At 72.5% G+C, this 22420-nt stretch carries 20 protein-coding genes; 11 read left to right on the top strand and 9 right to left on the bottom strand.

The window, feature by feature from the left end; translation table 11 throughout:
• Nucleotides 1–40: 40 nt before the first annotated feature.
• Together ABIC30_RS23385 and ABIC30_RS23380 are read right to left on the bottom strand one after the other, a co-directional pair.
• The gene (locus ABIC30_RS23385) at nucleotides 41–574 is read right to left on the bottom strand and encodes a Dps family protein (protein WP_020093819.1); all 534 of its coding nucleotides are present in this window, start codon (nucleotides 572–574) and stop codon (nucleotides 41–43) included.
• Between the two features lie 136 nt (nucleotides 575–710).
• The gene (locus tag ABIC30_RS23380) at nucleotides 711–2561 is read right to left on the bottom strand and encodes a L,D-transpeptidase family protein (RefSeq protein ID WP_354456126.1); all 1851 of its coding nucleotides are present in this window, start codon (nucleotides 2559–2561) and stop codon (nucleotides 711–713) included.
• 384 nt (nucleotides 2562–2945) lie between these two features.
• Between ABIC30_RS23380 and ABIC30_RS23375 the strand changes: the two genes are divergently transcribed.
• Complete coding sequence (locus ABIC30_RS23375) at nucleotides 2946–4064, top strand: acyltransferase family protein (protein WP_020093817.1); 1119 nt, start codon at nucleotides 2946–2948, stop codon at nucleotides 4062–4064.
• Here the strand turns inward: ABIC30_RS23375 and ABIC30_RS23370 are convergent.
• Nucleotides 4051–5229, bottom strand: coding sequence for an endo-1,4-beta-xylanase (locus ABIC30_RS23370; RefSeq protein ID WP_103985850.1), 1179 nt, complete (start codon nucleotides 5227–5229; stop codon nucleotides 4051–4053). The two genes, ABIC30_RS23375 and ABIC30_RS23370, sit on opposite strands and share 14 nt — an antisense overlap.
• 156 nt (nucleotides 5230–5385) lie before the next feature.
• On the opposite strand from ABIC30_RS23370, the gene ABIC30_RS23365 reads away from it, so the two are divergent.
• Entirely contained in the window at nucleotides 5386–6228 is an 843-nt protein-coding gene (locus ABIC30_RS23365; RefSeq protein ID WP_020093815.1) for an SDR family NAD(P)-dependent oxidoreductase, read from the top strand.
• A gap of 149 nt (nucleotides 6229–6377) precedes the next feature.
• Here ABIC30_RS23365 and ABIC30_RS23360 read toward each other — a convergent pair whose 3' ends face one another.
• Entirely contained in the window at nucleotides 6378–6665 is a 288-nt protein-coding gene (locus tag ABIC30_RS23360) for a GIY-YIG nuclease family protein (protein ID WP_020093814.1), read from the bottom strand.
• A gap of 219 nt (nucleotides 6666–6884) precedes the next feature.
• Between ABIC30_RS23360 and zwf the strand changes: the two genes are divergently transcribed.
• Together zwf and ABIC30_RS23350 are read left to right on the top strand one after the other, a co-directional pair.
• The gene (gene zwf / locus ABIC30_RS23355; RefSeq protein WP_020093813.1) at nucleotides 6885–8357 is read left to right on the top strand and encodes a glucose-6-phosphate dehydrogenase; all 1473 of its coding nucleotides are present in this window, start codon (nucleotides 6885–6887) and stop codon (nucleotides 8355–8357) included.
• A gap of 122 nt (nucleotides 8358–8479) precedes the next feature.
• Nucleotides 8480–8680, top strand: coding sequence for a hypothetical protein (locus ABIC30_RS23350; RefSeq protein ID WP_020093812.1), 201 nt, complete (start codon nucleotides 8480–8482; stop codon nucleotides 8678–8680).
• Nucleotides 8681–8721: 41 nt separating this feature from the next.
• On the opposite strand, the gene ABIC30_RS23345 is transcribed toward ABIC30_RS23350, so the two are convergent.
• Entirely contained in the window at nucleotides 8722–10236 is a 1515-nt protein-coding gene (locus tag ABIC30_RS23345) for an OpgD/OpgG family glucan biosynthesis protein (protein ID WP_020093811.1), read from the bottom strand.
• A 271-nt stretch (nucleotides 10237–10507) separates the two neighbouring features.
• Between ABIC30_RS23345 and mdoH the strand changes: the two genes are divergently transcribed.
• Both mdoH and ABIC30_RS23335 read left to right on the top strand, forming a co-directional pair.
• On the top strand, nucleotides 10508–12436 hold the full coding sequence (gene mdoH / locus ABIC30_RS23340) for a glucans biosynthesis glucosyltransferase MdoH (protein WP_020093810.1): 1929 nt from the start codon (nucleotides 10508–10510) through the stop codon (nucleotides 12434–12436).
• Between the two features lie 225 nt (nucleotides 12437–12661).
• Nucleotides 12662–13327 (top strand): L,D-transpeptidase, encoded by a 666-nt coding sequence (locus ABIC30_RS23335; protein WP_020093809.1) that lies wholly within the window; start codon nucleotides 12662–12664, stop codon nucleotides 13325–13327.
• A 220-nt stretch (nucleotides 13328–13547) separates the two neighbouring features.
• On the opposite strand, the gene ABIC30_RS23330 is transcribed toward ABIC30_RS23335, so the two are convergent.
• On the bottom strand, nucleotides 13548–13868 hold the full coding sequence (locus ABIC30_RS23330; protein ID WP_020093808.1) for a cupin domain-containing protein: 321 nt from the start codon (nucleotides 13866–13868) through the stop codon (nucleotides 13548–13550).
• Nucleotides 13869–14064: 196 nt separating this feature from the next.
• Nucleotides 14065–14487, bottom strand: coding sequence for a gamma-butyrobetaine hydroxylase family protein (locus ABIC30_RS23325; RefSeq protein WP_020093807.1), 423 nt, complete (start codon nucleotides 14485–14487; stop codon nucleotides 14065–14067).
• Between the two features lie 81 nt (nucleotides 14488–14568).
• Here ABIC30_RS23325 and moaA point away from each other — a divergent pair, with 81 nt between their 5' ends.
• A complete protein-coding gene (gene moaA, locus ABIC30_RS23320; RefSeq protein ID WP_234081326.1) occupies nucleotides 14569–15621 on the top strand; it encodes a GTP 3',8-cyclase MoaA in 1053 nt (350 codons plus the stop codon).
• Nucleotides 15622–15727: 106 nt separating this feature from the next.
• On the opposite strand, the gene radA is transcribed toward moaA, so the two are convergent.
• Together radA and alr are read right to left on the bottom strand one after the other, a co-directional pair.
• Nucleotides 15728–17164: a DNA repair protein RadA gene (gene radA, locus ABIC30_RS23315; RefSeq protein ID WP_020093805.1), complete on the bottom strand. Its 1437-nt coding sequence runs from the start codon at nucleotides 17162–17164 to the stop codon at nucleotides 15728–15730.
• A 45-nt stretch (nucleotides 17165–17209) separates the two neighbouring features.
• A complete protein-coding gene (alr, locus tag ABIC30_RS23310; protein ID WP_020093804.1) occupies nucleotides 17210–18319 on the bottom strand; it encodes an alanine racemase in 1110 nt (369 codons plus the stop codon).
• A gap of 276 nt (nucleotides 18320–18595) precedes the next feature.
• Here alr and ABIC30_RS23305 point away from each other — a divergent pair, with 276 nt between their 5' ends.
• The 4 genes from ABIC30_RS23305 (at nucleotide 18596) to ABIC30_RS23290 (ending at nucleotide 22414) form a co-directional block, all read left to right on the top strand.
• Complete coding sequence (locus ABIC30_RS23305) at nucleotides 18596–19204, top strand: CvpA family protein (protein ID WP_020093803.1); 609 nt, start codon at nucleotides 18596–18598, stop codon at nucleotides 19202–19204.
• Nucleotides 19205–19335: 131 nt separating this feature from the next.
• Nucleotides 19336–20811: an amidophosphoribosyltransferase gene (gene purF, locus ABIC30_RS23300; RefSeq protein ID WP_026605025.1), complete on the top strand. Its 1476-nt coding sequence runs from the start codon at nucleotides 19336–19338 to the stop codon at nucleotides 20809–20811.
• A gap of 246 nt (nucleotides 20812–21057) precedes the next feature.
• The gene (locus ABIC30_RS23295) at nucleotides 21058–21807 is read left to right on the top strand and encodes an SDR family NAD(P)-dependent oxidoreductase (RefSeq protein WP_026605024.1); all 750 of its coding nucleotides are present in this window, start codon (nucleotides 21058–21060) and stop codon (nucleotides 21805–21807) included.
• Between the two features lie 196 nt (nucleotides 21808–22003).
• The gene (locus ABIC30_RS23290) at nucleotides 22004–22414 is read left to right on the top strand and encodes a dihydrofolate reductase (protein ID WP_012320823.1); all 411 of its coding nucleotides are present in this window, start codon (nucleotides 22004–22006) and stop codon (nucleotides 22412–22414) included.
• Nucleotides 22415–22420: the final 6 nt, after the last annotated feature.

Raw genomic sequence — 22420 nt, 5'->3', positions numbered from 1 at the left:
CCGACCCGCCGCCGGCCGCGCCGGTGCCGGAGGGCGCGGCTCAGTGGCCGCTGTCGGTCGCGTTGCGGGTGGTCTCGTAGAGGAACCACGTCCGCTCCTCGGACTGGTCGATCCACTCCTCGAGCTGCGAGGTGGTCGCCACGTCGCCGGCCTCGTCGGTGACCCCGTGGAGGGTCCGCATGTTGGCGGTGAGGGCCTTGTTGTCGTCGCGCAGCTCCTTGAGCATGTCGAGGGGCGAGACGTACTCGGCATCGTTGTCGGCCACGCGGGTCAGGCTCTTGGCCTGGCCGAGCGAGCGCAGGACCGTGCCGCCGATCTTGCGGGCGCGCTCGTTCACCGCGTCGATGATCTCGAAGATCTGGGCCGACTGCTCGTCCAGCAGGAGGTGGTAGTCGCGGAAATGGGGTCCGCTCATGTGCCAGTGGAAGTTCTTGGTCTTGATGTAGAGGGCGAACAGGTCCGAACTCAGGACCGTCAGGCCCTCGGCGATCGTCCGGACGTCGCTCGGATCGAGGTCGGTCGGGGTGTTGAGGCGCGCGCTCTCGATGCGGCTGCTCGGCTTGGCCTTGGCCATGGTCGTCTCCAATGCGATTCGCTGGCTCGGCGCGCCGCTCCGTCACGCCGCGGAGGGGCGAACGCGCCTTCTGCAGGCCAATGGCCGGCCCGCCGGCATGTTCCGGCGTGCCGAGAATCGCATAGCTGGGTTGGCTTTAGCGGGTAGGTTCGACGGATTCCAAACTGCGGTGCTCGGTAACGGGCCGCTCCGGCGACGGCTTCGCCGGTGCGGGCCTGACCGGCGCGGGCCCGACCGTCGCGGGCTTGGCCGCGGCAGCCCGCGCGGGAGCCGGCTTCGCGTCGTGGGCGGCACCGGGCCGGGGCGGGGCCGGCGCGGTGGCGGGGGCCGGCTTCGCGGCGTCCGCGCCCGCCGCGGGCGGGATCGCGCCGGTGGCGGCGGGCTCGGGCGCCGGCGTGTCGAGGTTGTAGATGTCGTCGCGGAAATGCGCCTTCCCGTCCGGCGTGGCGAAGCCGGTGAGGTACACGAAGGTGACCGGGATCGGCTTGGTGAGCTTGATGTCGCGGCGCTCGCCGTCGGCGATGCCGGTCTCGATCTCGATCGGCCCCCAGTTCGTGCCCGGCCCGTTGGGGCCGTCCGTGCCCTGCAGCAGCCAGCCGACCAGCTCCTTCACCTGTCCGACCCGGACGCAGCCGTGGCTGTGGAAGCGGACGCTCGCGGCGAAGAGCGACTTCGCCGGCGTATCGTGCATGTAGACGGCAAAGCGGTTCGGCATGTCGATCCGCACCTGGCCCAGCGAATTGTCGAGGCCGGAATCCTGGCGCAGCGTGTAGTTGACGGCCTTCTGGCCCGCCCAGTCGATCCGGGTCGGGTCGACCTCGCCCGCCGGGCCCAGGATCCGGATGCGGTTCTTGGCGAGGTAGCCCGGGTTCTTGCGCATCGCCGGGATGATCTCGTTCTTCACCACCGAGGCGGGGACGGTCCAGGTCGGGTTGAAGTTGATGTCGGTGATCCGCGTCTCGACGGACGGCGTCGCCTTGTCGGGGGAGCCGACCACCGCGACGTAGCGGCGCGCCACGGCGCCGTTCTCCACCGCCTCCACGGCGGCGGACGGGATGTTGACCACCACGTAGCGCTCGCCGAACGGGAATTTCGAGCCCATCAACCGGGCCGCGGAGGCGGCGAGCTGGCGCTGGCGCACCGCGGCCGGCACGTTGAGCGCGTTGATCGTGAGCCGGCCAAGGATACCGCTGTCGGGCAGGCCGTGGCGGCCCTGGAAGGCGGCGATCGCCGCCACCAGGGGCGGGTCGAGGCGGTCGTTCGCGGGCGCATCCGCCGGCAGGTCGCCGGTCAGCGTCAGGTGGTGGCGCAGGGCGGGGATCGCCGGGTGGCGCTCGCCGGGCTTGAGGCGCGCGAGATCGTCTGGCAGCCGCTCCCAGCCCCCGGCCTCCGCGAAGGCCGCGTAGCGCTCGGCCGCCCGGAGCGTGTCGAGGAACGTCCGCGGCGTCAGCGTCGGGTTCGGGTCGGCGGAGACCTTGGCGTAGACCAGCGGCGCCGGCTCGCGGGACCTCTTCGCAGCTTCCTGAGGCTTGGCCGGCTGGGACTTGGTCTCGGCCGATCGGGCGTCGGACGCCTTGCTCTCCGACGCCTTGCCGTCCTGGGCCTTCGCGTCCTGTGCCCTGGCATCCTGCGCCTTGCCCTGCGCCGGGACGGGCTCCGGCGCGGCCTCGGTCGCCCGGGGCTCGGCCGGCCTGGTCTCGGCCGGCCTGGTGTCGGCCCACTTGGCCTCCGCCGGCTTGCCGGCCGCGCCCTTCGCCTCACCCTTCGCCTCCGGTGCGCGGGGCTCCTGGCTCTTCGCGGTCTCGCCCGCGGCGGGCGGCACCGCGACCGGCGCGGCGAGCGGCGGCACCGGCGCGGGGCCGCCCTGCGCCGCGCCGGTCCCCTGCGCCAGGGCGACGCCGGGCGCTCCGAGCAGGGCCAGCAGGGACAGGCCCGCACCCAGCGCGGCGTGCGGGCGGGCGTGACGGCGGGGCTGGACCGGGACCATACGCAACACTCCCGACGCGCTCAGGCGGCGCGACCGGGCCGGATGATGGGCCGGCGTGGTTACCAATCTCCTCCGACCCCGAGAGCGGGCAGGATCGGGATTCACGATCCCGCCATTGATTCATCCGCGTGTGACGGCGCGGATGTCGGTCGGCGTGAACGTCGCGCTCATACATTCATGCGTTGCTGGCTCCGGCGCCCACGTCTTTGCGAGCGGAGCGAAGCGATCCAGACGGCGCGACGCCGCCCGTCGTCGCGCTGCCCCGGGTCACTTCGCTCCGCCCGCGATGACGGAGTAGGACACCTTCATTTAAGCGTTCCGTCGGACACCGCGTGGCCGGGCCGCCACGGCTGCCCAGGCCCGGACAGGAGATCGGTCCCCAGCATGCCGGATTCCGGTGATCCGATCCCGAGGACGATGCCCTACCTGCCGCAGCTCGACGGGGTGCGGGCGCTCGCCATCCTGATCGTGTTCGCGGCCCATTGCGGCTACGGCCACGTAGTGCCGGGCGGCTTCGGCGTGACCGTCTTCTTCTTCCTCAGCGGCTACCTGATCACCACGCTCCTGCGGATCGAGCGGGCGCGGACCGGGACGGTGTCGCTTCCCGCCTTCTACCTCCGGCGGAGCCTGCGCATCCTGCCGCCCATGTACCTGACCCTGCTCGCCTCCGGCGCGCTCTACGCGGCGGGGTGGCTCGACTGGATGCCGGTCGCGCCGGCGGCGGTCCTCGGGCAGGCGACCTTCCTGACGAACTATCCCGGCCTGTTCGGCACCGAGGCGGTGCTGCCGGTGCCGCTCTGGAGCCTCGCCATCGAGGAGCACTTCTACCTCGTCTTCCCGCTGGTCTTCCTGCTCTGGCTCGGGCGCCTGCGGCCGCGCCGCGCGGCCCTGGCCTGCCTGGGGCTCTGCGCGGCCGTGCTGGCGATCCGGTGTGTCAACGTCTGGCGGCTGCCGGATTACAGCCTGAACTACAGCTGGACCCACACCCGGATCGACGCGATCCTGTTCGGGTGCTGCCTCGGGCTGTGGAACAACCCGGTGATCCCGGCCGACCGCGCGTGGCGCCCCGCGCCCTGGCACGTCGCGGCGAGCCTCGCGGTGATCCTCGGGACCCTGGCGGTCCGCGATCCCGCCTTCCGGGAGAGTCTGCGCTACACGCTCCAGAGCGCCGCCCTGTTCGTGCCCTTCGCGTACCTGCTGCACGGCGAGGGACCTCTGGTGCGGCTGCTGGCCAGCCGGCCGATGCGCCGGCTCGGTCTCTGGTCCTACAGCTTCTACCTCGCGCACATGACCGTGGTGGCCCTGGTGCTGCACCTGCGGCCCGGGCTGCACGGCGTCGGCCTGATGCTGGCGGCCTTCCCGGTGACCCTGCTGTGGTGCTGGGGGATTTACGGCCTCGTCGAGCGCCCCTGCGCGCGCCTCCGCCGCCGGCTCCTGGCGGACCGGCCGCCGGAGCCGAGCCTGGCCGAGGACGGCCGCCGGGCCGGCGTCACGCCCGCCTGAGCTTCTCGCGGGCGGCCCTGTGATCGGGCGCGGCCTCGAAGGCCGCCTTCATCGCGTGCCACAGGGGCTTGCGCCGGAACTGCGCGTCGAGCGGCAGCGCCCGCTGCGGCAGGCCGTCGGGCCGCTTGCGGTAGGGGTGGTCGTTCAGCCACGTGTCCGGGTCGTAGATGTCCCAGGTCAGGACGTCGAGGCAGGCGGGCTCGTCCAGCACCACGTCGAGGTAGCGGCGGGCGTAATCGGCCACCATCCGGTCGCGGGTCGCCACGTCGGACGGGAAGGCGCGGTCGTCGATGTCGAGCTCGGTGATCTCGATGCCGAGGCCCATCTGGCCGATCTCCCGCAGGAAGCGCCGCAGCTGGCCCTGGTCGATCGGGATCGTGCTGGTGAGGTGCGATTGCAGCCCGAAGCGCCGGATCGGCACGCCCCGGGACCGCATCGCCTCCAGGCGGCGCAGGACCTTGGTGCGCTTGGCCTCCATCCAGGGCGCGCCCTGCTCCACCGCGTCCTCGTTCCACGTGCCGGCCGCCGCGGGGTCGGTCTCGTGCAGGATCCGGAAGGCGAGGTCGACGTAGCCGGGCCCGATCGCGGCGAGCCAGGGCGAGTCGCGCAGGCCGCCGCCGCGGTCTGGGTCGGACTCGTTGCCGAGGATCTCGTTGACCACGTCCCAGGCGACGATCTGGCCGCGGTAATGGCCCGCCACCGTCTCGATCCAGCGCCGCATGAAGTCCTCGGCCTGGACGGCGCTCGCCCGGCCGAGCAGCGGTCCGACCCAGGGCGGCAGCGCCGCGTGCCAGACGAGCGTGTGGCCGCGCATGCGCTGGCCGTTTCCCCTCGCGAAGCGCAGGATGGCGTCGCCGCGGGCGAAGTCGGTCTTGCCCGGCGCCGGCAGGACCTCCTCCATCTTCATCTCGGTGCCGCAGACGAGGATGCCGCATTCCCGCGCCACCGCCTGCCGGTAGGCGGGCGTCGCGTCGAAGCGGTGGAACGGCACCTCGCAGCCGTATGTCAGGCCCTTGGCGGCCGCGGCGGCCTGGAGGCTGTCGGCCGACCAGGACGGCCGGCCGAGGGGACCGAACCCCGCCGGGCCGGCCGCGCGCGCCGCGCCGGCGAGGCCGAGGGCGGCCGCGCCGGCGAGGATCGACCGGCGGTGCGGGAGAGGGGGCATCCGGGTGCTTCGTTCCGTGACGTGCCCGCCACCCTAGCAGAAGCCGCCGCGGCGGCGATCCGCTGGTTCTGCCGGGGCGGCGCGGGACTGCGGCGCGAACTCGCCTTCCGCCCGAGGCGCCCCATCTGATGGGCGCCCGTCAGCCGAGGATCCGTCATGAGCCAGCACCCCGCGATCAGCCCCGGTCGCAGCGCGGTCGTCACCGGGGCTGCGAGCGGCATCGGGCTCGCCGCCGCGCAGGCCTTCGCCCGGGCCGGCATGAACGTCTGGCTCGCCGACCTGCCGGGGCCGGCCCTGGACGCGGCCCGGGCCGCCGTCGCCGAACTCGCCGCCGTCGAGGTGCGCGCCGTGCCCACCGACGTGTCGGACCGGGGCGCCGTCGAGGCCCTGGCGACCGCCGTCTCCAAGGGCGGGCCGCCCGCCCTGGTGATGCTGAATGCCGGGATCGAGGCCGGCGGAAAACTGTTCTCCGACGCCGACACCTGGACGCGGATCCTGGGCACCAATCTCGGCGGCGTGGTCAACGGCATCCACGCCTTCGCGCCCGGCATGATCGAGGGCGGCAAGCCCGGGGCGATCATCGTCACGGGTTCGAAGCAGGGCATCACCACCCCGCCGGGCAACGCGCCCTACAACGTCTCGAAGGCGGGCGTGAAGGCGGTCACCGAGGCGCTCGCCCACGAGCTGCGCAACCGGGAGGGCTGCCACACCACGGCCCACCTGCTGATCCCGGGCTTCGTCTACACGGGCCTCACGAAGGCCCGCGGCGTCGCGGAGAAGCCCGCCGGGGCCTGGACGCCCGACGAGACCGTGGCCTTCCTGCTGGACCGGCTCGCCGCCGGCGATTTCTACATCCTCTGCCCGGACAACGAGACCACCCGCGCCCAGGACGCGAAGCGGATCGCCTGGGCGTCCGGCGACATCGTCGAGAACCGGCCCGCCCTCTCGCGCTGGCATCCGGACTACGCCGAGGCGTTCAAGCGGTACATGGCGGGGTGACCCGCGCGGCCTCGCGCTGCCCTGGGTCACTTCGCTCCGCTCGTGATGACGGAGTGTGTGAAGGCGGCCTGGGGGGCCGCGATGAGCCAGACAACGCCGTCTTTGCGAGCGCAGCGAAGCAATCCAGGGATCCGCGACGCCGGACCCGTTCACGCGAGATCGGGATACAGGTCGTTCCAGTCCGGATTCATCGCCTCGATCAGGGCGAGCTTCTTCTTCCGTGAGCCCGCCTTGATCTGCTTCTCGCGGGTGATGGCCTCATTCATCGTGGGATAGCGCTCGTACCAGACGAGGCGTTGGCAAGCGTAGCGGCTCGTGAAACCGGGAAGCAGCCCCTCCCGGTGCTCGTGGACCCGCCGTGCGAGGTCCGAGGTCACGCCGGTGTAGAGCGTGCCGTTGCGGCGGCTCGCCATAATGTAGACGGCCGGCTCGCGCATCGTGCTGTCCTTCGGCGCCGCCGCGCTGCCCTGGGTTGCTTCGCTGCGCTCGCAAGGACGGAGCGTGGCAGCGTGGACTTGCCCGGATCTGTCCCGGCCGCCCCCTGAACCGGACAGCGCTGGCCTGCGCCCCTCGTCTGGCGAAGCCCTTGCACACGGGCTAGGTCAGTGCGACGCAGCCGCCGCACGAGACCAGCGCACGACACCCGGGAGCCGCACTTGGCCACGATCATCCCCGTCGCTTCCTTCGACTGCGTCGTGTTCGGCGCTACCGGCGATCTGACCGCGCGCAAGCTCCTGCCGGCCCTGTTCTACCGATTCCGCGACGGCCAGATCCCCGAGACCAGCCGGATCATCGGCGCCTCGCGCTCGGAACTGTCCCTCGACGCCTTCCGCGAGCACGCCCGCGACGCGCTCAAGCGCTTCGTGCCGGCGGCCGACCTGTCCGACGACATGCTCCACCGCTTCCTCGACCACGTCGACTACGTCGCGGTGGACGGGGCCGGCGACAGCGGCTGGACCGACCTCGTCGCCAAGCTCGACGAGCGGCCCGACCAGGTCCGGCCCTACTACCTCGCCACCTCGCCCGACCTCTACGGCTCGATCTGCCGCAACCTCGCCGCCCACGGGCTCGTCGGCGAGAAGTCCCGCGTCGTGCTGGAGAAGCCGATCGGCAAGGACCTGAAATCGGCCCGGGCGATCAACGACGCGGTCGGCGAGGTCTTCCCCGAATCGCAGATCTTCCGGATCGACCACTATCTCGGCAAGGAGACGGTCCAGAACCTGCTCTCGCTCCGCTTCGCCAACACGATCTTCGAGCGGCTCTGGACCTCCGACGTGATCGACCACGTCCAGATCACGGTCGCCGAGACGGTGGGGGTCGAGGGCCGGGCCGGCTACTACGACACGTCGGGCGCGATGCGCGACATGCTGCAGAACCACATCCTGCAGCTCCTCTGCCTCACCGCCATGGAGAGCCCGCTCAATCTCGAGGCGAACTCCGTCCGCGACGAGAAGCTCAAGGTGCTGCGCGCCCTGAAGCCGATCACCAGCCAGGACATCCCGCTGGTGACGGTGCGCGGCCAGTACGTGGCGGGCGCCGTCGACGGCAAACCGGTCGAGGGCTACCTCGCCGAGCTCGGCCACGAGAGCCGGACCGAGACCTTCGTGGCCATGAAGGTCGAGATCCAGTCCGGGCGGTGGGCCGGGGTGCCGTTCTACCTGCGCACCGGCAAGCGCCTGCCCCAGAAGCTCTCCGAGATCGTGGTGCAGTTCCGCGCCTCGCCGTTCTCGATCTTCCCCGAGGAGGCCTTCGGCCGCGAGCCCAACCGCCTCGTGATCCGCCTGCAGCCGCAGGAGGGCATGAAGCTCGAGGTGATGACCAAGGATCCGGGGCCCGGCGGCCTGCGGCTGCGCCCGACCGACCTCGACATCTCCTTCGAGGAGACCTTCAAGCAGCGCTACCCCGACGCCTACGAGCGCCTGCTGATGGACGTGGTCCGCGGCAACGCGACGCTGTTCATGCGCCGCGACGAGGTCGAGGCGGCCTGGGCCTGGGCGGACGGCGTGCTCAAGGCCTGGGCCGACCGGCCCGAGGCGCCGCGGCCCTACCCGGCCGGGAGCTGGGGCCCGACCGCCGCCATCGCGCTGATCGAGCGCGACGGCCGGACGTGGCACGAGGAGCTGCGGTAAGGACGTTCGGCGGCCCACGGCCAAGCTGCCTTGATACCGTCAAGCCGGATGTGAAATCTGTCGGCGCTGCCGGCGACCGCCCCGCCAGAGGGTGGAGACGGCGCAGCACGAGGGATCATCACATGCTGGACCATCATCGGGACGCGGCCGTCCAGGCCGAGCGTCGCCTGGAGCGTTCGGTCGCCGCCGCCCTGCGCGTCATCGCGGCCGCCCACGACGAGCGGCAGGCCCCGCCGGTCAGCGCGGCCCGCCGCCGCCTGAGCGAGGTCTACGGCGCCACCCGCCTGGCCCGGCGCCTGGAGCAGGAGCGCCGGACCGCCTGAGACACGCCGTCTTCGCGAGCGCGGCGACGCGATGACGGAGCCTAGACGGCGGCGTCCCAGGTCTCGCTGAGGGGGACGGTTCCGCGGACCAGCCGGGCGCGCAGCACGACGTCGCCCGGCGGCACCGGCTCCGGCGGGCGCCACTCGACGTAGATCCGCCAGCCTCCGGTCTGCGGCACGAAGTTGGCCACCGGATCGTGCAGCGTGCCGGCGCTGGCCGAGACCTCCGCGGCGACCGCGTCGTCGGGACCCTTCGGCAGGCCCGGACCCTCGAAGTCGATGACGCAGAGCCGCCGCCGCGGGTCGGGCGGGTTCGACGGGCGCAGGCGCTCCGCCGAGCCGAGCCGCGTCGACGTCACCCGGGCGAGGGCGGTCTCCGGGATCGCCGGCACGGGCTCGGCCCCCACCGTGGTCAGCCCGTAGCTGACGTGCAGCGGCGCGCCGGGCTGCGCCGGGGCCGCCGGCACGAAGGCCGCCACGATGTTGTCCATGTACTCCTCGCCCGACGGGATCTCGAAGAGCTGCACGGCGCCGTCCGCGAAGGCGCCCCCGGCGGAATCCGGCGCCACCCACAGGCCCGGCCGCGCCTCGTGGCGCGCCTCCACGTCGAGGTAGGCCGCGAAGCTCCGCTCCCGCTGCAGCAGCCCGAAGCCGGCGAGCGGCCGGGCCGCGAAGGCGGAGATCTGCGGCTGCGCCCGCCCGTTGACCAGGGGGCGCCAGATCCGGTCGATCCGCGCCGGGTCGGCCCCGGCCGCGACGCAGAGCCCGTCGGAATCGTGCACCTGCGGCCGGAAATCGTCGAACGGCTTGGCGCCCCGGGCCCCGGGCCCATTCTGGCCGTACAGGAACATGCTGGTGAGCGGCGCCAGCCCGAGCTTCGGGAGCGCCCGGCGCGGGTGGAGCGCTGCCGTGACGGCGATCCGGGCCGGGTCGCCGGGCGCGATCTCGAACCGGTAGGCGCCGGCCACGCTCGGGCTGTCGAGGAGGGAGAGCACCGTGAGGGTGCGCGCCTCCGGCTCCGGCTCGCAGATCCAGTGGGCCACGAAGTCGGGAAATTCCTCACCCTCCGGCGCGCCGGTGCCGATGGCGAGGCCCCGGGCCGAGAGCCCGTATTCCTGGTTGGCCGCGCGCAGGCGGAAGTAGGAGGCGCCCAGGAAGACGAGGAACTCCTCCTGGAAACCCTTCGGCCGCCAGGCGGGCGTGTCCGGGAAGGCGTAGTGCAGGCGGAAGCCCGCGAAGCCGAGATCCGCCGGGAAGCCCTGGCCGGCGAGCCGCGTGCCCAGGTCGAACAGCCCCGTGTCGTAGGGGATCGGCCGCGCGGGCCCCCGGAGCGGCTGGAGGTGCAGCGCCACGCGCCGGCGCTGCAGGAAGCCGCGGTGGAACAGCTGGGCGCTGAAATGCGCGCCGAGCCGCAGGCCCGCGTCCGGCCGGAAGGTGATCGCCCGGTAGCCGTCGTAGTCGAGGGCGGCGAGCGCCGGCGGCAGGTCCTCGGGCGGCGGGGCGTAGGGCGCTGCGGCGCGCCGCGCCGCCTCGGCCGAGAGGGTCTCGAAGGTCATCGCGTCGCCCTGCGGCGGAAGCGCCGGCCCGGCCCACGTTCTGGACCCATTCAGATCCGTCGCGCTAGGTAGAACCGTGCCGGCAGCCGCGGCCAGGACTGTTCGAAGAACGCGGCGCCGGGAGGGGGGATTGATCCGTTCGGCTTCCGGCGGCCTGGGCTGCCGGGTCGGCTCCGTATCCTCACCCCGCACATCGGTATCCACGGTCATCGGTTCCCGGCCCCGCACGGCCGGGCGGCCGGCAGCCTTCCACGGTCGAGTTCCTCGCGCCATGTCGTCACGCGTCACCTCCTCCGCCGAGCGGTCGCACCGGAACGCGGCTCCCGCCATACCCGATCCGTCGGAGAACGCAGCCTGCCGCGAGGTCTGGACCGACGCGCCGCGCGGCGCCCTGCGCGCCCGCCGCCTCGCCCTGGCCGTCCCGAGCCTCGCCACCGCCGGCGGCCTCGTCTGGCTCGCCGCGCTCGCCTACCCGGCGGGTGTCAGCCCGCTGGCCTGGGCGGTCCTGGTGCTGTTCGGCCTCGTGATGGGCTGGCAGGCCTTCGTCGCCTGCCAGTACGTCTACGGGTTCGTCGCGGCCCTCCTGGGCGACCGGGCGAAGTCCGCGCTGGAGCGCCGCTCCGAGCAGGCGGGCGCCGTGCCGGCCGGGGCCGGACGCACCGCCGCCGTGGTGGCGATCCACGCCGAGGACGCGGTCGCGGTCTTCGCCCGCCTGCGGGTGATGGCCCGGTCGCTCGCCCGCGCCGAGGCGCGGGGCATCGACATCTTCGTCCTCTCCGACACACGGGACGGCGCGATCGCCGCCGTGGAGGAGCACGAGTACGCCCGCATCCAGGCCTGGGCGGCCTCCGACCCGGCGCTGCCGCGGATCCGCTACCGGCGCCGGACGGAGAATGTCGGCCGCAAGGCCGGCAATATCGGCGAGTTCTGCCGCACCTACGGCGGCGAGTACGCCTTCATGATCGTGCTGGACGCCGACAGCCTGATGACCGGCGCGGCCATGGGCCGGCTCGTCGGGCTGATGCAGGCGAGCCCGCGCACCGGCCTGATCCAGACCGTCTCGTACGCGGCCGGCCGGGACACGCTCTTCGCGCGCATCCAGCAATTCGCCGTCCGGCTCTACGCGCCGCTGGCCCTGCGCTGCCTGGAGACCTGGCAGGGCCCGGAGGGCAGCTACTGGGGCCACAACGCGATCCTGCGGGTCGAGGCCTTCGCGGAGAACGCGCAGCTCCCGAAGCTCCCGGGCCGGGAGCCGCTCGGCGGCGAGATCCTGTGCCACGACATCGTCGAGGGCGCGCTGATGGTGCGCGCCGGCTGGGAGGTGCGGCTGCTGCCCGAGATGGGCGGCACCTGGGAGGAGATGCCCACCAACCTCGTCGACCTGCTCGGCCGCGAGCGCCGCTGGTGCCAGGGCAACCTCCAGCACCTGCGGGTGCTGCCCTGGGCGGGCCTTCACGGCGCGAGCCGCTGGCACCTCCTCGTCGGCATCCTCTCGTACGGGGTGCTGCCGCTCTGGATCGCCTTCCTGGGCCTCGCCGCGTGGCAGGCCGCCCGGACCGGCGATCTCGGCCTCCTGGCCTACGGTCTGACCGGGCAGGGCGCCGCCGCCCACGCGCTCGCCGCCCTCAGCGTCGCCGTGCTGGCCCTGCCGAAGCTCCTGAGCCTCGGCCACGTCCTCGCCTCCGCGGAGCGCCGGGCGGCCTTCGGCGGCGCGCGGGCGCTGCTCGCGAGCGCCGCCCTGGAGCAGGCGGTGTGGGTGATCCTGTGGCCGGTCCTGACCCTGTTCACCGCCGGCGCCGTGGTCTCGACCTTCTTCGGCCGGGTGGTCCGCTGGGAGACGCAGGACCGGGACGACCGGCAGGTCTCCTGGGCGGAGGCGTTCCGGCTCCAGGCCGACGCCGTGGTGGTCGGCGCGCTGATGGTGCTCGCCCTGGTCCTCGTCGGGAACCCGTGGCTCGCCCTCTGGCTGGCGCCGATCGCCCTGGCGCTGCTCACGAGCCCGGCCCAGAGCGTCTGGACCAGCCGGGCCGATCTCGGCCGCGCCGCCCGGGCGCGGGGCCTGTTCCTGAACGCCGACGACACCGCGCAGGCGCCGGAGCTCGCCGAACTCGCCCAGCTGCGCGGCCTGCCCGCCGCGCCGGCCCCCCTCCGCCCGGCCGCGCGCGAGCCGGCGATCTGGCTCGCCGCCGACGAGGCCTGACGGGGAGCGCGAACGCGCGGATCCGCGCCCGTCATCCTGGCTCTTACGGCCAAGCTGCCACAGTGTTGCCATCGAGTCACGGGCAGGCGGAACCGCCCCGGCCGGGCGGTTTCAGGCTTGGATTTGAGGCGCGAGCGTTTACCCCTTGGCGAGGATCGGCACGGCATCGTGCCGCGGTCTTCGCCGCGTTCCCGCCATAGTCCGCGCCTGCCCCGAGAGGCTTTGATGCGTCGTTTTCTCCCCGCCCTGATCGGGCTTCTCGGCGCGGCCGCCTGCGCCGCGCCGGCACTGGCCTACGAGATCGACCCGCTGACCCGCCAGCCGCTGAACGACGCGCTCACCGTGCGCGTCCGCCCGCAGGCCGTCGAGACCGTCGCGGTGCCGGTGGCCAACGCCTCCCTGAACCCCGCCGACCCGCTGAACGCCGACGCGGCGGTCCCGCAGATGTCGGCGATCCCGCGCGAGACGGTGGCCTATAACGGCCCCTACGGCGCCGGCACGATCGTCGTCTCCACCGCCGAGCGGCGGCTCTACTACGTGCTCGGCGGCGGCCAGGCCCTGCGCTACGGCGTCGGCGTCGGCCGGCCGGGCTTCACCTGGGGCGGTGTGCAGACCATCACGATGAAGCGCGAGTGGCCGGATTGGCGCCCGCCGTCGACCATGCTGAAGCGCCGGCCCGACCTGCCGCGCTACATGAAGGGCGGCCTCGAGAACCCGCTCGGCGCCCGCGCCATGTATCTCGGCGGCTCGATCTACCGCATTCACGGCTCCAACGAGCCGGAGACGATCGGCACGGCCGTCTCGTCGGGCTGCATCCGCATGACCAACGACGACGTGACGGACCTCTACACCCGCGCCAAGGTCGGCACGAAGGTCATCGTCCAGCGCTGATTCCTTTTCGGAGCTTCGACGAGGGGGCCGGCCGCGAGGTCGGCCCTGTTCGCGTTTCGTAGGGTTTCCGGTTGATGGCTTCGGCGCGGCCGTCTTTGCGAGCGGAGCGAAGCAATCCAGCGGCGCCACGCCTGCAGAGGTCGCGCTGCCCTGGGTCACTTCGCTTCGCTCGTGATGACGGGATAGGCACATCAACCGAAGCGTTCAAACGGAAACCGGATCAGGGCAGGGTCACCAGCGCGTCCGGACGCTTCACCTCGATCTCGACGAACGCGATCGGGTGGTCGGACCCGTTCATCACGTCGTGCCGAATGCCCGCCGGGCGCATGTAGGATTGCCCGGCCGCGAGGGCCGTCTCGCTGACCGCCGCGCCGTCGTGGACGCGCAGGATCCCGTCCACCAGCATCACCACGAAGTAGGGCCAGCCGTGCTCGTGCCAGCCGGTCACGCCGCCGGGCGGGAAGTCCCAGCGGGTGATGCGCACGGCGGCGTCGTCCTGCTGGATCGTGGGCGTCGCGGGGATGGTGCAGGCGAAGGCCATGGCGGCTCCGAAGGTGGTGGGCTGACGGGTGCGCGATGCAAGCCGCCGGCCCACTCAGCGGCTCGACGCCGTCATCGCGAGCGCAGCGAAGCGACCCAGGGGTGCGCGACGCCGAAAATCGTGGCGCCACTCTGGATTGCTTCGCTCCGCTCGCAAAGACGAGGCTCGGGGCCGGGGTAAGCGGGAGCAGCTGCCCTCAGTGGCAGCCGCACGAGCCCGACCCGCAGCCCCCGCCCTGCTTCACCGGGGCGGTGCGCGCGGTCTCGCGGTCCAGGCCGCGCTCGGCGAGCTCGCCGAGATAGGTGTTCCAGCGCGTCTCGTACTCGCGGCCCAGGGTGTGGAGGTAGCCCCAGCCGTAGATGCCGGTGTCGTGCATGTCGTCGAAGCCGAGCTTCACCGCGTAGTTGCCGACCGGCTCCACCGCCAGGATCGCCACGGCGCGCTTGCCGCCGATCACCTTCCGCTCCTGCGGCGAGTGGCCCTGCACCTCGGCCGAGGGGCTCGACACGCGCAGGTACTCGGCCGGCAGGGCGTAGCGCGCACCGTCCTCGAAGGCGACGCTGAGCACCCGCCGGTCGGCCGACAGGCGGATCTCGGTCGGCCACAGATCCTCGGTCACGGGTCACACTCCTCACGCAATCTGGGGCTGCGGCGCGGGATCGGCTTGCCCGCGACCGCCGGTGGCATCATATGCCGGACGATGCTCGATGACAGCTCCCTGACGCCGCAGACGTCCGCTCTCGGCGCGACCGCCGGGCCGGCGCCGCTGATCGACCCGTTCCAGCGGGCGATCTCGTACCTGCGCATCTCGGTGACGGATCGCTGCGACCTGCGCTGCGCCTACTGCATGTCCGAGCACATGGAGTTCCTGCCCAAGCGCGACCTGCTGACCCTGGAGGAGCTGGACCGGCTCTGCGGCGTGTTCATCGCCCGCGGCGTGCGCAAGCTCCGGATCACGGGCGGCGAGCCGCTCGTGCGCCGGGACATCATGCACCTGTTCCGCCGGCTCTCGCGCCACCTCGATTCGGGGGCGCTGGAGGAGCTGACGCTCACCACCAACGGCACGCAGCTCACGCGCTACGCCGACGAGCTGGCGAGCCTCGGCGTGCGCCGGATCAACGTCTCCCTCGACACCCTCGACCCGGACAAGTTCCGGGCGCTCACCCGCCGCGGCGACCTCAAGGTGGTGCTCGACGGCATCGCGGCGGCGCGGGCCGCCGGGATGAAGGTGAAGATCAACGCGGTGGCGCTGCGCGACGTCAACGCCGACGAGATCCCCGGCATGATCGCCTGGGCCCACGGCCTCGGCATGGACATGACGCTGATCGAGGTCATGCCGCTCGGCGAGATCGAGGCCGACCGGACCGACCAGTTCCTGCCCCTGTCGGTGGCCCGGCAGCGCCTGGAGACCCGCTACACCCTCACGCCGCTGCCCGACCGCACCGGCGGCCCGGCGCGCTACGTGCGGGTCGAGGAAACCGGCGGGAAGCTCGGCTTCATCACGCCGCTGACCCACAATTTCTGCGAGAGCTGCAACCGGGTTCGCCTGACCTGCACGGGCCAGCTCTACATGTGCCTCGGCCAGGAGGATTCGGCCGACCTGCGCGCGGTCCTGCGCGCCTCCCAGGACGACGCGGTGCTGGCCGCGGCGGTGGTAGAGGCGATCACCCGCAAGCCCAAGGGCCACGACTTCGTCATCGAGCGCCAGCGCCCGGCCGCCGTGCCGCGGCACATGAGCGTGACGGGGGGCTGACCGCCTCCGTCCTAGCGAGCGCAGCGAAGCAACCCAGGGCAACGGGCCCTTCCCGACCGTAGCGCATCCCTGGATTGCTTCGCTCCGCTCGCAAGGACGGACGCGCTCACATCTCCTCGTCGGCGTAGCGGGCCGGCTGCCGCCCGCGCTGGCCGGATCCCCGCCGCGGCGCGCCCGCGCTGATGCCCGCCACCAGGTCGGCGATGTGGCGCAGCGTCTCCACGGAGAGCGCCTTCTCGCCCTCGCCGCGGCCCTGCGGGATCAGCGCCTTGGCGAAGCCGAGCTTCTGCGCCTCCTTCAGCCGGGAGCCGGCCTGCGCTACGGGCCGGATCGCCCCCGACAGGCCGATCTCGCCGAAATAGACCGTCTCGGGCGGCAGCACGGCCCCCGACAGCGACGAGACCAGCGCTGCCGCCACCGCCAGATCCGCTGCCGGCTCGGTGATGCGCAAGCCTCCGGCAACATTCAAATAGACGTCGTGGCTGCCGAGCCGGATGCCGCCGTGGGCTTCCAGCACGGCGAGCACCATCGACAGCCGGTTCGGGTCCCAGCCGACCACGGCGCGCCGGGGCATGCCGAGCGACGAGGGCGCCACCAGCGCCTGGATCTCCACCAGCAGCGGCCGCGTGCCCTCCATGCCGGCGAAGACCGCGGTGCCCGCCGCCTGGTGGTCGCGGCCGGCCAGGAACAGCGCCGACGGGTTCGGCACCTCGCTGAGGCCGGCGTCGGTCATCTCGAACACGCCGATCTCGTCGGTCGGCCCGAACCGATTCTTCACGGCGCGCAGGATGCGGAAATGGTGGCCCTGGTCGCCCTCGAAGGAGGCGACCGCGTCGACCATGTGCTCCACCACCCGCGGGCCGGCGATCTGCCCGTCCTTGGTGACGTGGCCGACCAGGATCACCGCCGTGCCGGTGGTCTTGGCGAAGCGAATCAGCGCCTGGGCCGAGGAGCGGACCTGCGTGACCGTGCCGGGGGCCGATTCCACCGTCTCGGTCCACATGGTCTGGATCGAGTCGATGATCGCCAGCGCGGGCGGGCGCCCCTGGCTCAGGGTCTCGACGATGTCCTCGACGTTGGTCTCGGCGGCGAGCTGGACCGGGCGCGCGCTCAGGCCCAGTCGCTCGGCCCGCAGGCGCACCTGCCCGACCGCCTCCTCGCCCGAGATGTAGGCGACCCGCTCGCCCGTGCCCGCCATGGCGGCCGAGGCCTGCATCAGCAGGGTCGACTTGCCGATGCCGGGATCGCCGCCGAGCAGGATCACCGAGCCGCGCACGAAGCCGCCGCCGGTCACCCGGTCGAGCTCGCCGATCCCCGAGGGGATGCGCGGCGCCTCCTTGGCCTCGCCGGTCAGGCCCTCGAGGGGGAAGACCCGGCCGCGGTTGCGCGACGGCCGGGTCGCCGCCGGCCCGGACTGGCCGGGGGCCGAGGGCGCCTCCTCGACGATCGTGTTCCAGCCGTTGCAGGCCTCGCAGCGCCCGCGCCAGCGGTTGTAGACCGCCCCGCAGGACTGGCAGACGAAGGTCTGGTGGATCTTGGCCATACGGGTCCGGGCGCCGGCGGTCCGGCGTGTCAGGGTGGAGTCGCGTCAGCCTACATAAGTTCGAACATACCGAGAACCCAGCCCGGTCAGGATCTCGTAGCCGATCGTGCCGGCGGCGCGGCCGACCGCGTCGATGTCGAGGCTGTCGCCGATCAGCACCGCCTCCGCCCCGCGCCGGGCCGCGGGCGCCGCCGTGACGTCGAGGATGATCAGGTCCATGGAGACGAGGCCCAGGATCGGGCACGGCACGCCGCCGACCAGCGCCTGGCCTCGCTCGCTGATCGCCCGGGGGAGGCCGTCGGCGTAACCGAGCGAGAGGGTCGCCAGCCGGCTCGGCGCGGCGGCGGTCCAGCGGCCGTTGTAGCCCGCGGTGGCGCCGGCCGCGACGCCGCGCACCTGCACGATCGCCGCCTCCAGCCGCACCACCGGGCGCATCGGGTTCGCGGCGCCCGGCGTCGGGTTGCCGCCGAACAGGGCGTAGCCCGGCCGCAGCAGGTCGTGCCGGGCCCCGTCGAGGAAGATGCCCGACGAGTTCGCCAGCGAGGCCCGGAGCCCGGGATAGGCCGCCCGGACCCGCGCGAAATCGGCGATCTGACGGGCGTTGACCGGGTCCTCCGGCTTCTCGGCGCTGACGAAGTGGCTGAGCAGCAGGTCGATCCCGGCGGCCGCGATCCGCGCGTCCCCGGCGAGGTCCAGCGCCTCGGGCACCGACAGGCCGAGCCGGTTCATGCCGGTATCGACGTGCAGCGCCGCGGGCGGGCGGTTCCCCGGGAACGCCGCCCAGTCCGACAGCTCCTCGACGCTGCCGAGCACCGGGCGCAGACCGTGGGCCGCGAAGGCCGCCGCGGCGCCCGGGGGCAGACCGTTCAGGACGTAGATCGCGGCGTCCGGCAGGGCGGCCCGGGCGGCGACGCCCTCGGACAGGTGCGCGACGAAGAAGGTCCGGCAGCCGGCGGCCCACAGGGCCGGCCCGACGCGGCCGACGCCGCAGCCGTAGGCATCGGCCTTCACCACGGCGGCGCAGTCGACGCCCGCGCCGCGGGCCGCCAGGAACCGCCAGTTGGCCGCGATCGCCCCGAGGTCGATCGTCAGCCGGGCGCCGTGGGCGCCGATCTCCGTCACAGGTCCGGCCTCGGACACGCGGAACGCCTCCATCCATTCGCCACCGGGAGTCCGGACGCGCGGACCGGACCCCGGGCGCGACCCATAGCACCGGGACGGTGCCCGGGTGGAGCCGAGCATTCCGCGCGGCGGGTCGCGCCACGGTGATCGGCGCGTCCGATGCACGGTCTGATGCATGGACGGCACAGGCGCGCGATCAGGCGGGCGCGCCAGGGTGACGGCCGAGGTCGGGCTTGGTATAAATCCGCCGCGGTCCGGGGGAGCCGCACGGCCGACGCGCCATCCCCGCGGGTACCAAAAAGCTCAACGATGCCGTTTACCGTCCTGGATCTCGCCGTGCTCGGCATCGTCGCGGTCTCCGCGCTGCTCGCGGCCGTGCGTGGTGTGACCCGCGAGGTCCTGGCGATCGTCGCCTGGGTGGCGGCTGCCGCCGTCGCGTGGACGCTCCACCCCATGCTGCTGCCCACCGTGAAGCAGCACGTGAACAGCGACACCGTGGCGCTGGTGGCGTCGATCGCGGCGATCTTCCTCGGCACCCTGATCATCGTGTCCATCATCACGGTGAAGATCTCCGACGTCGTGCTCGACTCGCGGATCGGCGCGGTCGACCGCTCCCTCGGCTTCCTGTTCGGCGCGGCCCGCGGCTTCCTGATCTGCGTGATCGGCTGGGTGTTCCTGTCCTGGCTGGTGCAGGGCAAGGTGCCGGACTGGGCCGCCCAGGCCCGCACGCGCCCGATGCTGGAGAAGTCCGGAGACGCCCTGGTGGCGCAGCTGCCCGAGAATCCGGAAGGCTTCCTCAAGCAGTTCAAGAAGCCGAAGACCGGCGCGCCGCCGAGCGACTCCGCCGACGCACCGGCCGAGACCGACGCCGCGCCGCAGCGCCGGACCGAGACCGCGCCGACCCCGACGCGACGCTGATCTGCGGTATTCGCCGTAGGTCTCATCGCGCGGAACGCCTAGATAGCGGTTCCGGTGGTGTACGGATTGCTTCCGCGACGACCGGCGCGCCGGCCCGTCGCCGCCGGGATCTGTGAGTGATCGACAGCCCCATGTCACACGCCGCCGCCACCACCGACACCTTCGATCTCGACCTCGACGGCGACACGCTGCGCGAGGAGTGCGGGGTCTTCGGGATCTTCGGCCATCCGGACGCCTCCGCGATCGTCGCGCTGGGCCTGCACGCCCTGCAGCACCGGGGCCAGGAGGCGGCCGGCATCGTCTCCTTCGACGGCTCCGTCTTCCACTCCGAGCGCCGCCCCGGCCTCGTCGGCGATTCCTTCTCCGACGGCGACACGATCGCCCGCCTCAAGGGCCGCGCCGCCATCGGGCACGTGCGCTACTCGACCACCGGCGGCACGATCCTGCGCAACGTCCAGCCGCTCTTCGCGGAGCTCGCCAGCGGCGGCCTCGCGGTCGCCCACAACGGCAACCTCACCAACGCCCTGTCGATCCGCCGCGACCTCGTGCGCGACGGCGCGATCACGCAGTCGACCTCCGACACCGAGGTGATCCTGCACCTCGCGGCCCGCTCGCGGAAGCCGCGGATCATCGAGCGCTTCATCGACGCCCTGCAGGCGATCCAGGGCGCCTACGCGATCGTGGCGCTGACCAACAAGAAGCTGATCGGCGCCCGCGACCCGCTGGGCATCCGCCCGCTGGTGCTGGGCGAGCTCGACGGCCGCTACATGCTGGCCTCCGAGACCTGCGCGCTCGACATCATCGGCGCCCGCTTCGTGCGCGACATCGAGAACGGCGAGATCGTGGTGATCTCCGAGGAGGGGATCGAGTCGATCCGCTTCGCCGACGCCGTGCCGATGCGGCCCTGCATCTTCGAGTACATCTACTTCGCCCGGCCGGACTCGGTGGTGAACGGCAAGAGCGTCTACGCGGTGCGCAAGGCGATCGGCCGGGAGCTGGCCCGCGAGGCCGCGGCGCCCGCCGACATCGTCGTGCCGGTGCCGGATTCCGGCGTGCCGGCGGCGCTCGGCTTCTCGCAGGAGACCGGGATCCCGTTCGAGATGGGCATCATCCGCAACCACTATGTCGGCCGGACCTTCATCCAGCCGACCCAGTCGGTGCGCGAGCTCGGCGTCCGGATGAAGCACTCGGCCAACCGCGCGGCGATCGAGGGCAAAAGCATCGTCCTCGTGGACGACAGCCTCGTGCGCGGCACGACCTCGGTGAAGATCGTCCGGATGATGCGCGAGGCCGGCGCCGCGGAGGTCCATTTCCGGATCGCCTCTCCGCCGATCACCTACCCGGACTTCTACGGGATCGACACGCCCGAGCGGGAGAAGCTGCTCGCCGCGACCCACGATCTCGAGGCCATGCGCAAGTATATCGGCGCCGATTCGCTGGCCTTCCTGTCGATTCCCGGCCTCTACCGGGCGATGGGCGAGGAGGCGCGCAACGCGGCCTGCCCGCAATACACCGACCACTGCTTCACGGGCGACTACCCGACCGGCCTGACCGACCTGTCCATCGCCGGCCCGAAGCGCTTCGCCATGCTGGCCGAGGCCGACTGAGCCTCTCCGGAAGGGCGCGACCGGCAAAGCAGAGACACGGCTTCGGCACAGCCGTCTTTGCGAGCGGAGCGAAGCAATCCAGGGTAGCGCAACATCGGTGAGCATGGCGCCGCCTGGATTGCTTCGCTGCGCTCGCAAAGACGCGGGTCGGGGCCATCGACCGAAAGTGGTCGAAAGGGCCCGGTTACTGGCCATTTGAAACCGGACTCCTCGACCCTTGGCGCGGGAATGCGCTACGTGCTCCCCATGGCTGACTCCCAAAGACCCCTGGAAGGCCGCGTCGCGGTCGTCACCGGCGCGTCCCGCGGCATCGGGCGCGCCGCCGCCCTGGCGCTGGCCGGGGCCGGCGCGCACGTCATCGCGGTGGCCCGGACCGTGGGCGCCCTCGAGGAGCTCGACGACGCCGTCCGGGCGGCCGGCTCCAGCGCCACCCTGGTGCCGTTCGACCTCGCCGACTACGACGCGATCGACCGCCTGGGCGCGGCGATCAACGAGCGCTGGAAGCGCCTCGACATCCTGGTCGCCAATGCCGGCATCCTCGGCGCGCTCATGCCGATCGGCCACATCACCCCGAAGATCTGGGGGCAGGTGATGGACGTGAACGTCACCGCCAACTGGCGCCTGATCCGCTCCCTCGACCCGCTGCTGCGCATGTCGGACGCCGGCCGGGCGATCTTCGTCTCGTCGGGGGCCGCCTCGAAGTGCCGGCCCTACTGGGGGCCCTACTCGGTCTCGAAGGCGGCGCTGGAGGCCCTGGTGCGGACCTACGCGGCCGAGAACGAGAGCGCGGCGATCCGGGCCATGCTGCTCAATCCCGGCCCCCTGCGGACCGGCATGCGCCGCTCGGCCATGCCCGGCGAGGACCCCGAGACCCTCCGGACGCCCGAGGAGCTCGCGCCCCATTTCGTGCGGCTCGCGTCCCCGGACTGGACCGAGACCGGCAAGCTCTACGATTTCCCCACCGACCGGGTGCTGAGTTTCCGCGCACCCGAGTGAGCCCCTGCGCTGTTATTCGAACGCACATCCCACCGCCTGCCTCATCCTGAGGTGCCGGAGCGAAGCGGAGGCCTCGAGAGAACGGCCCGGAGGTCGCGCGATCCCTGGCGCCCTCCTTCGCGGTCCGCTCGCGCGGGCATCTCGGGATGAGGGGTTGTATAGGACGGGCCTGATCTTCCTCTCTGAGTTCATCACGATGATCGACGTCCGCTGCATCTGCGCGATCGGCCTGCGAGGCCAGCTCGGCCTCAACGGCCACCTGCCCTGGGAGGGCAACACCGACCCGCTCTTCGTGGAGGACGTCACGCGCTTCTTCGCCCTCACCATGGGCCACGTGCTGATCGCCGGGCCGAAGACCGTGGCCTCGGTGCCCGAATTCGCCTTCAAGGACCGCACGATCGACGTGATCCGCAGCCACGAGGATCCGGAGGCGGTGCTCAAGCGCTATCCCGGGCGGCGGATCTTCGTCGGCGGCGGGATCGCGGTGTGGAACGTCTACGCGCGGTACATCCAGAACTGGGACATCACGCGCCTGCCCTACGACGGCGAGGCCGACCGCTGGTTCGACCCCGCTTGGCTGGTCGGCGGGCCGCTGCGGACGCCCTGAGCGGCA

It is taken from the genome of Methylobacterium sp. 1030, from assembly GCF_040544715.1.
GTDB lineage: Bacteria > Pseudomonadota > Alphaproteobacteria > Rhizobiales > Beijerinckiaceae > Methylobacterium.
The sequence above is the reverse complement of the archived record's forward strand: the minus strand, read 5'-3'. Positions and strand labels throughout refer to the sequence as shown.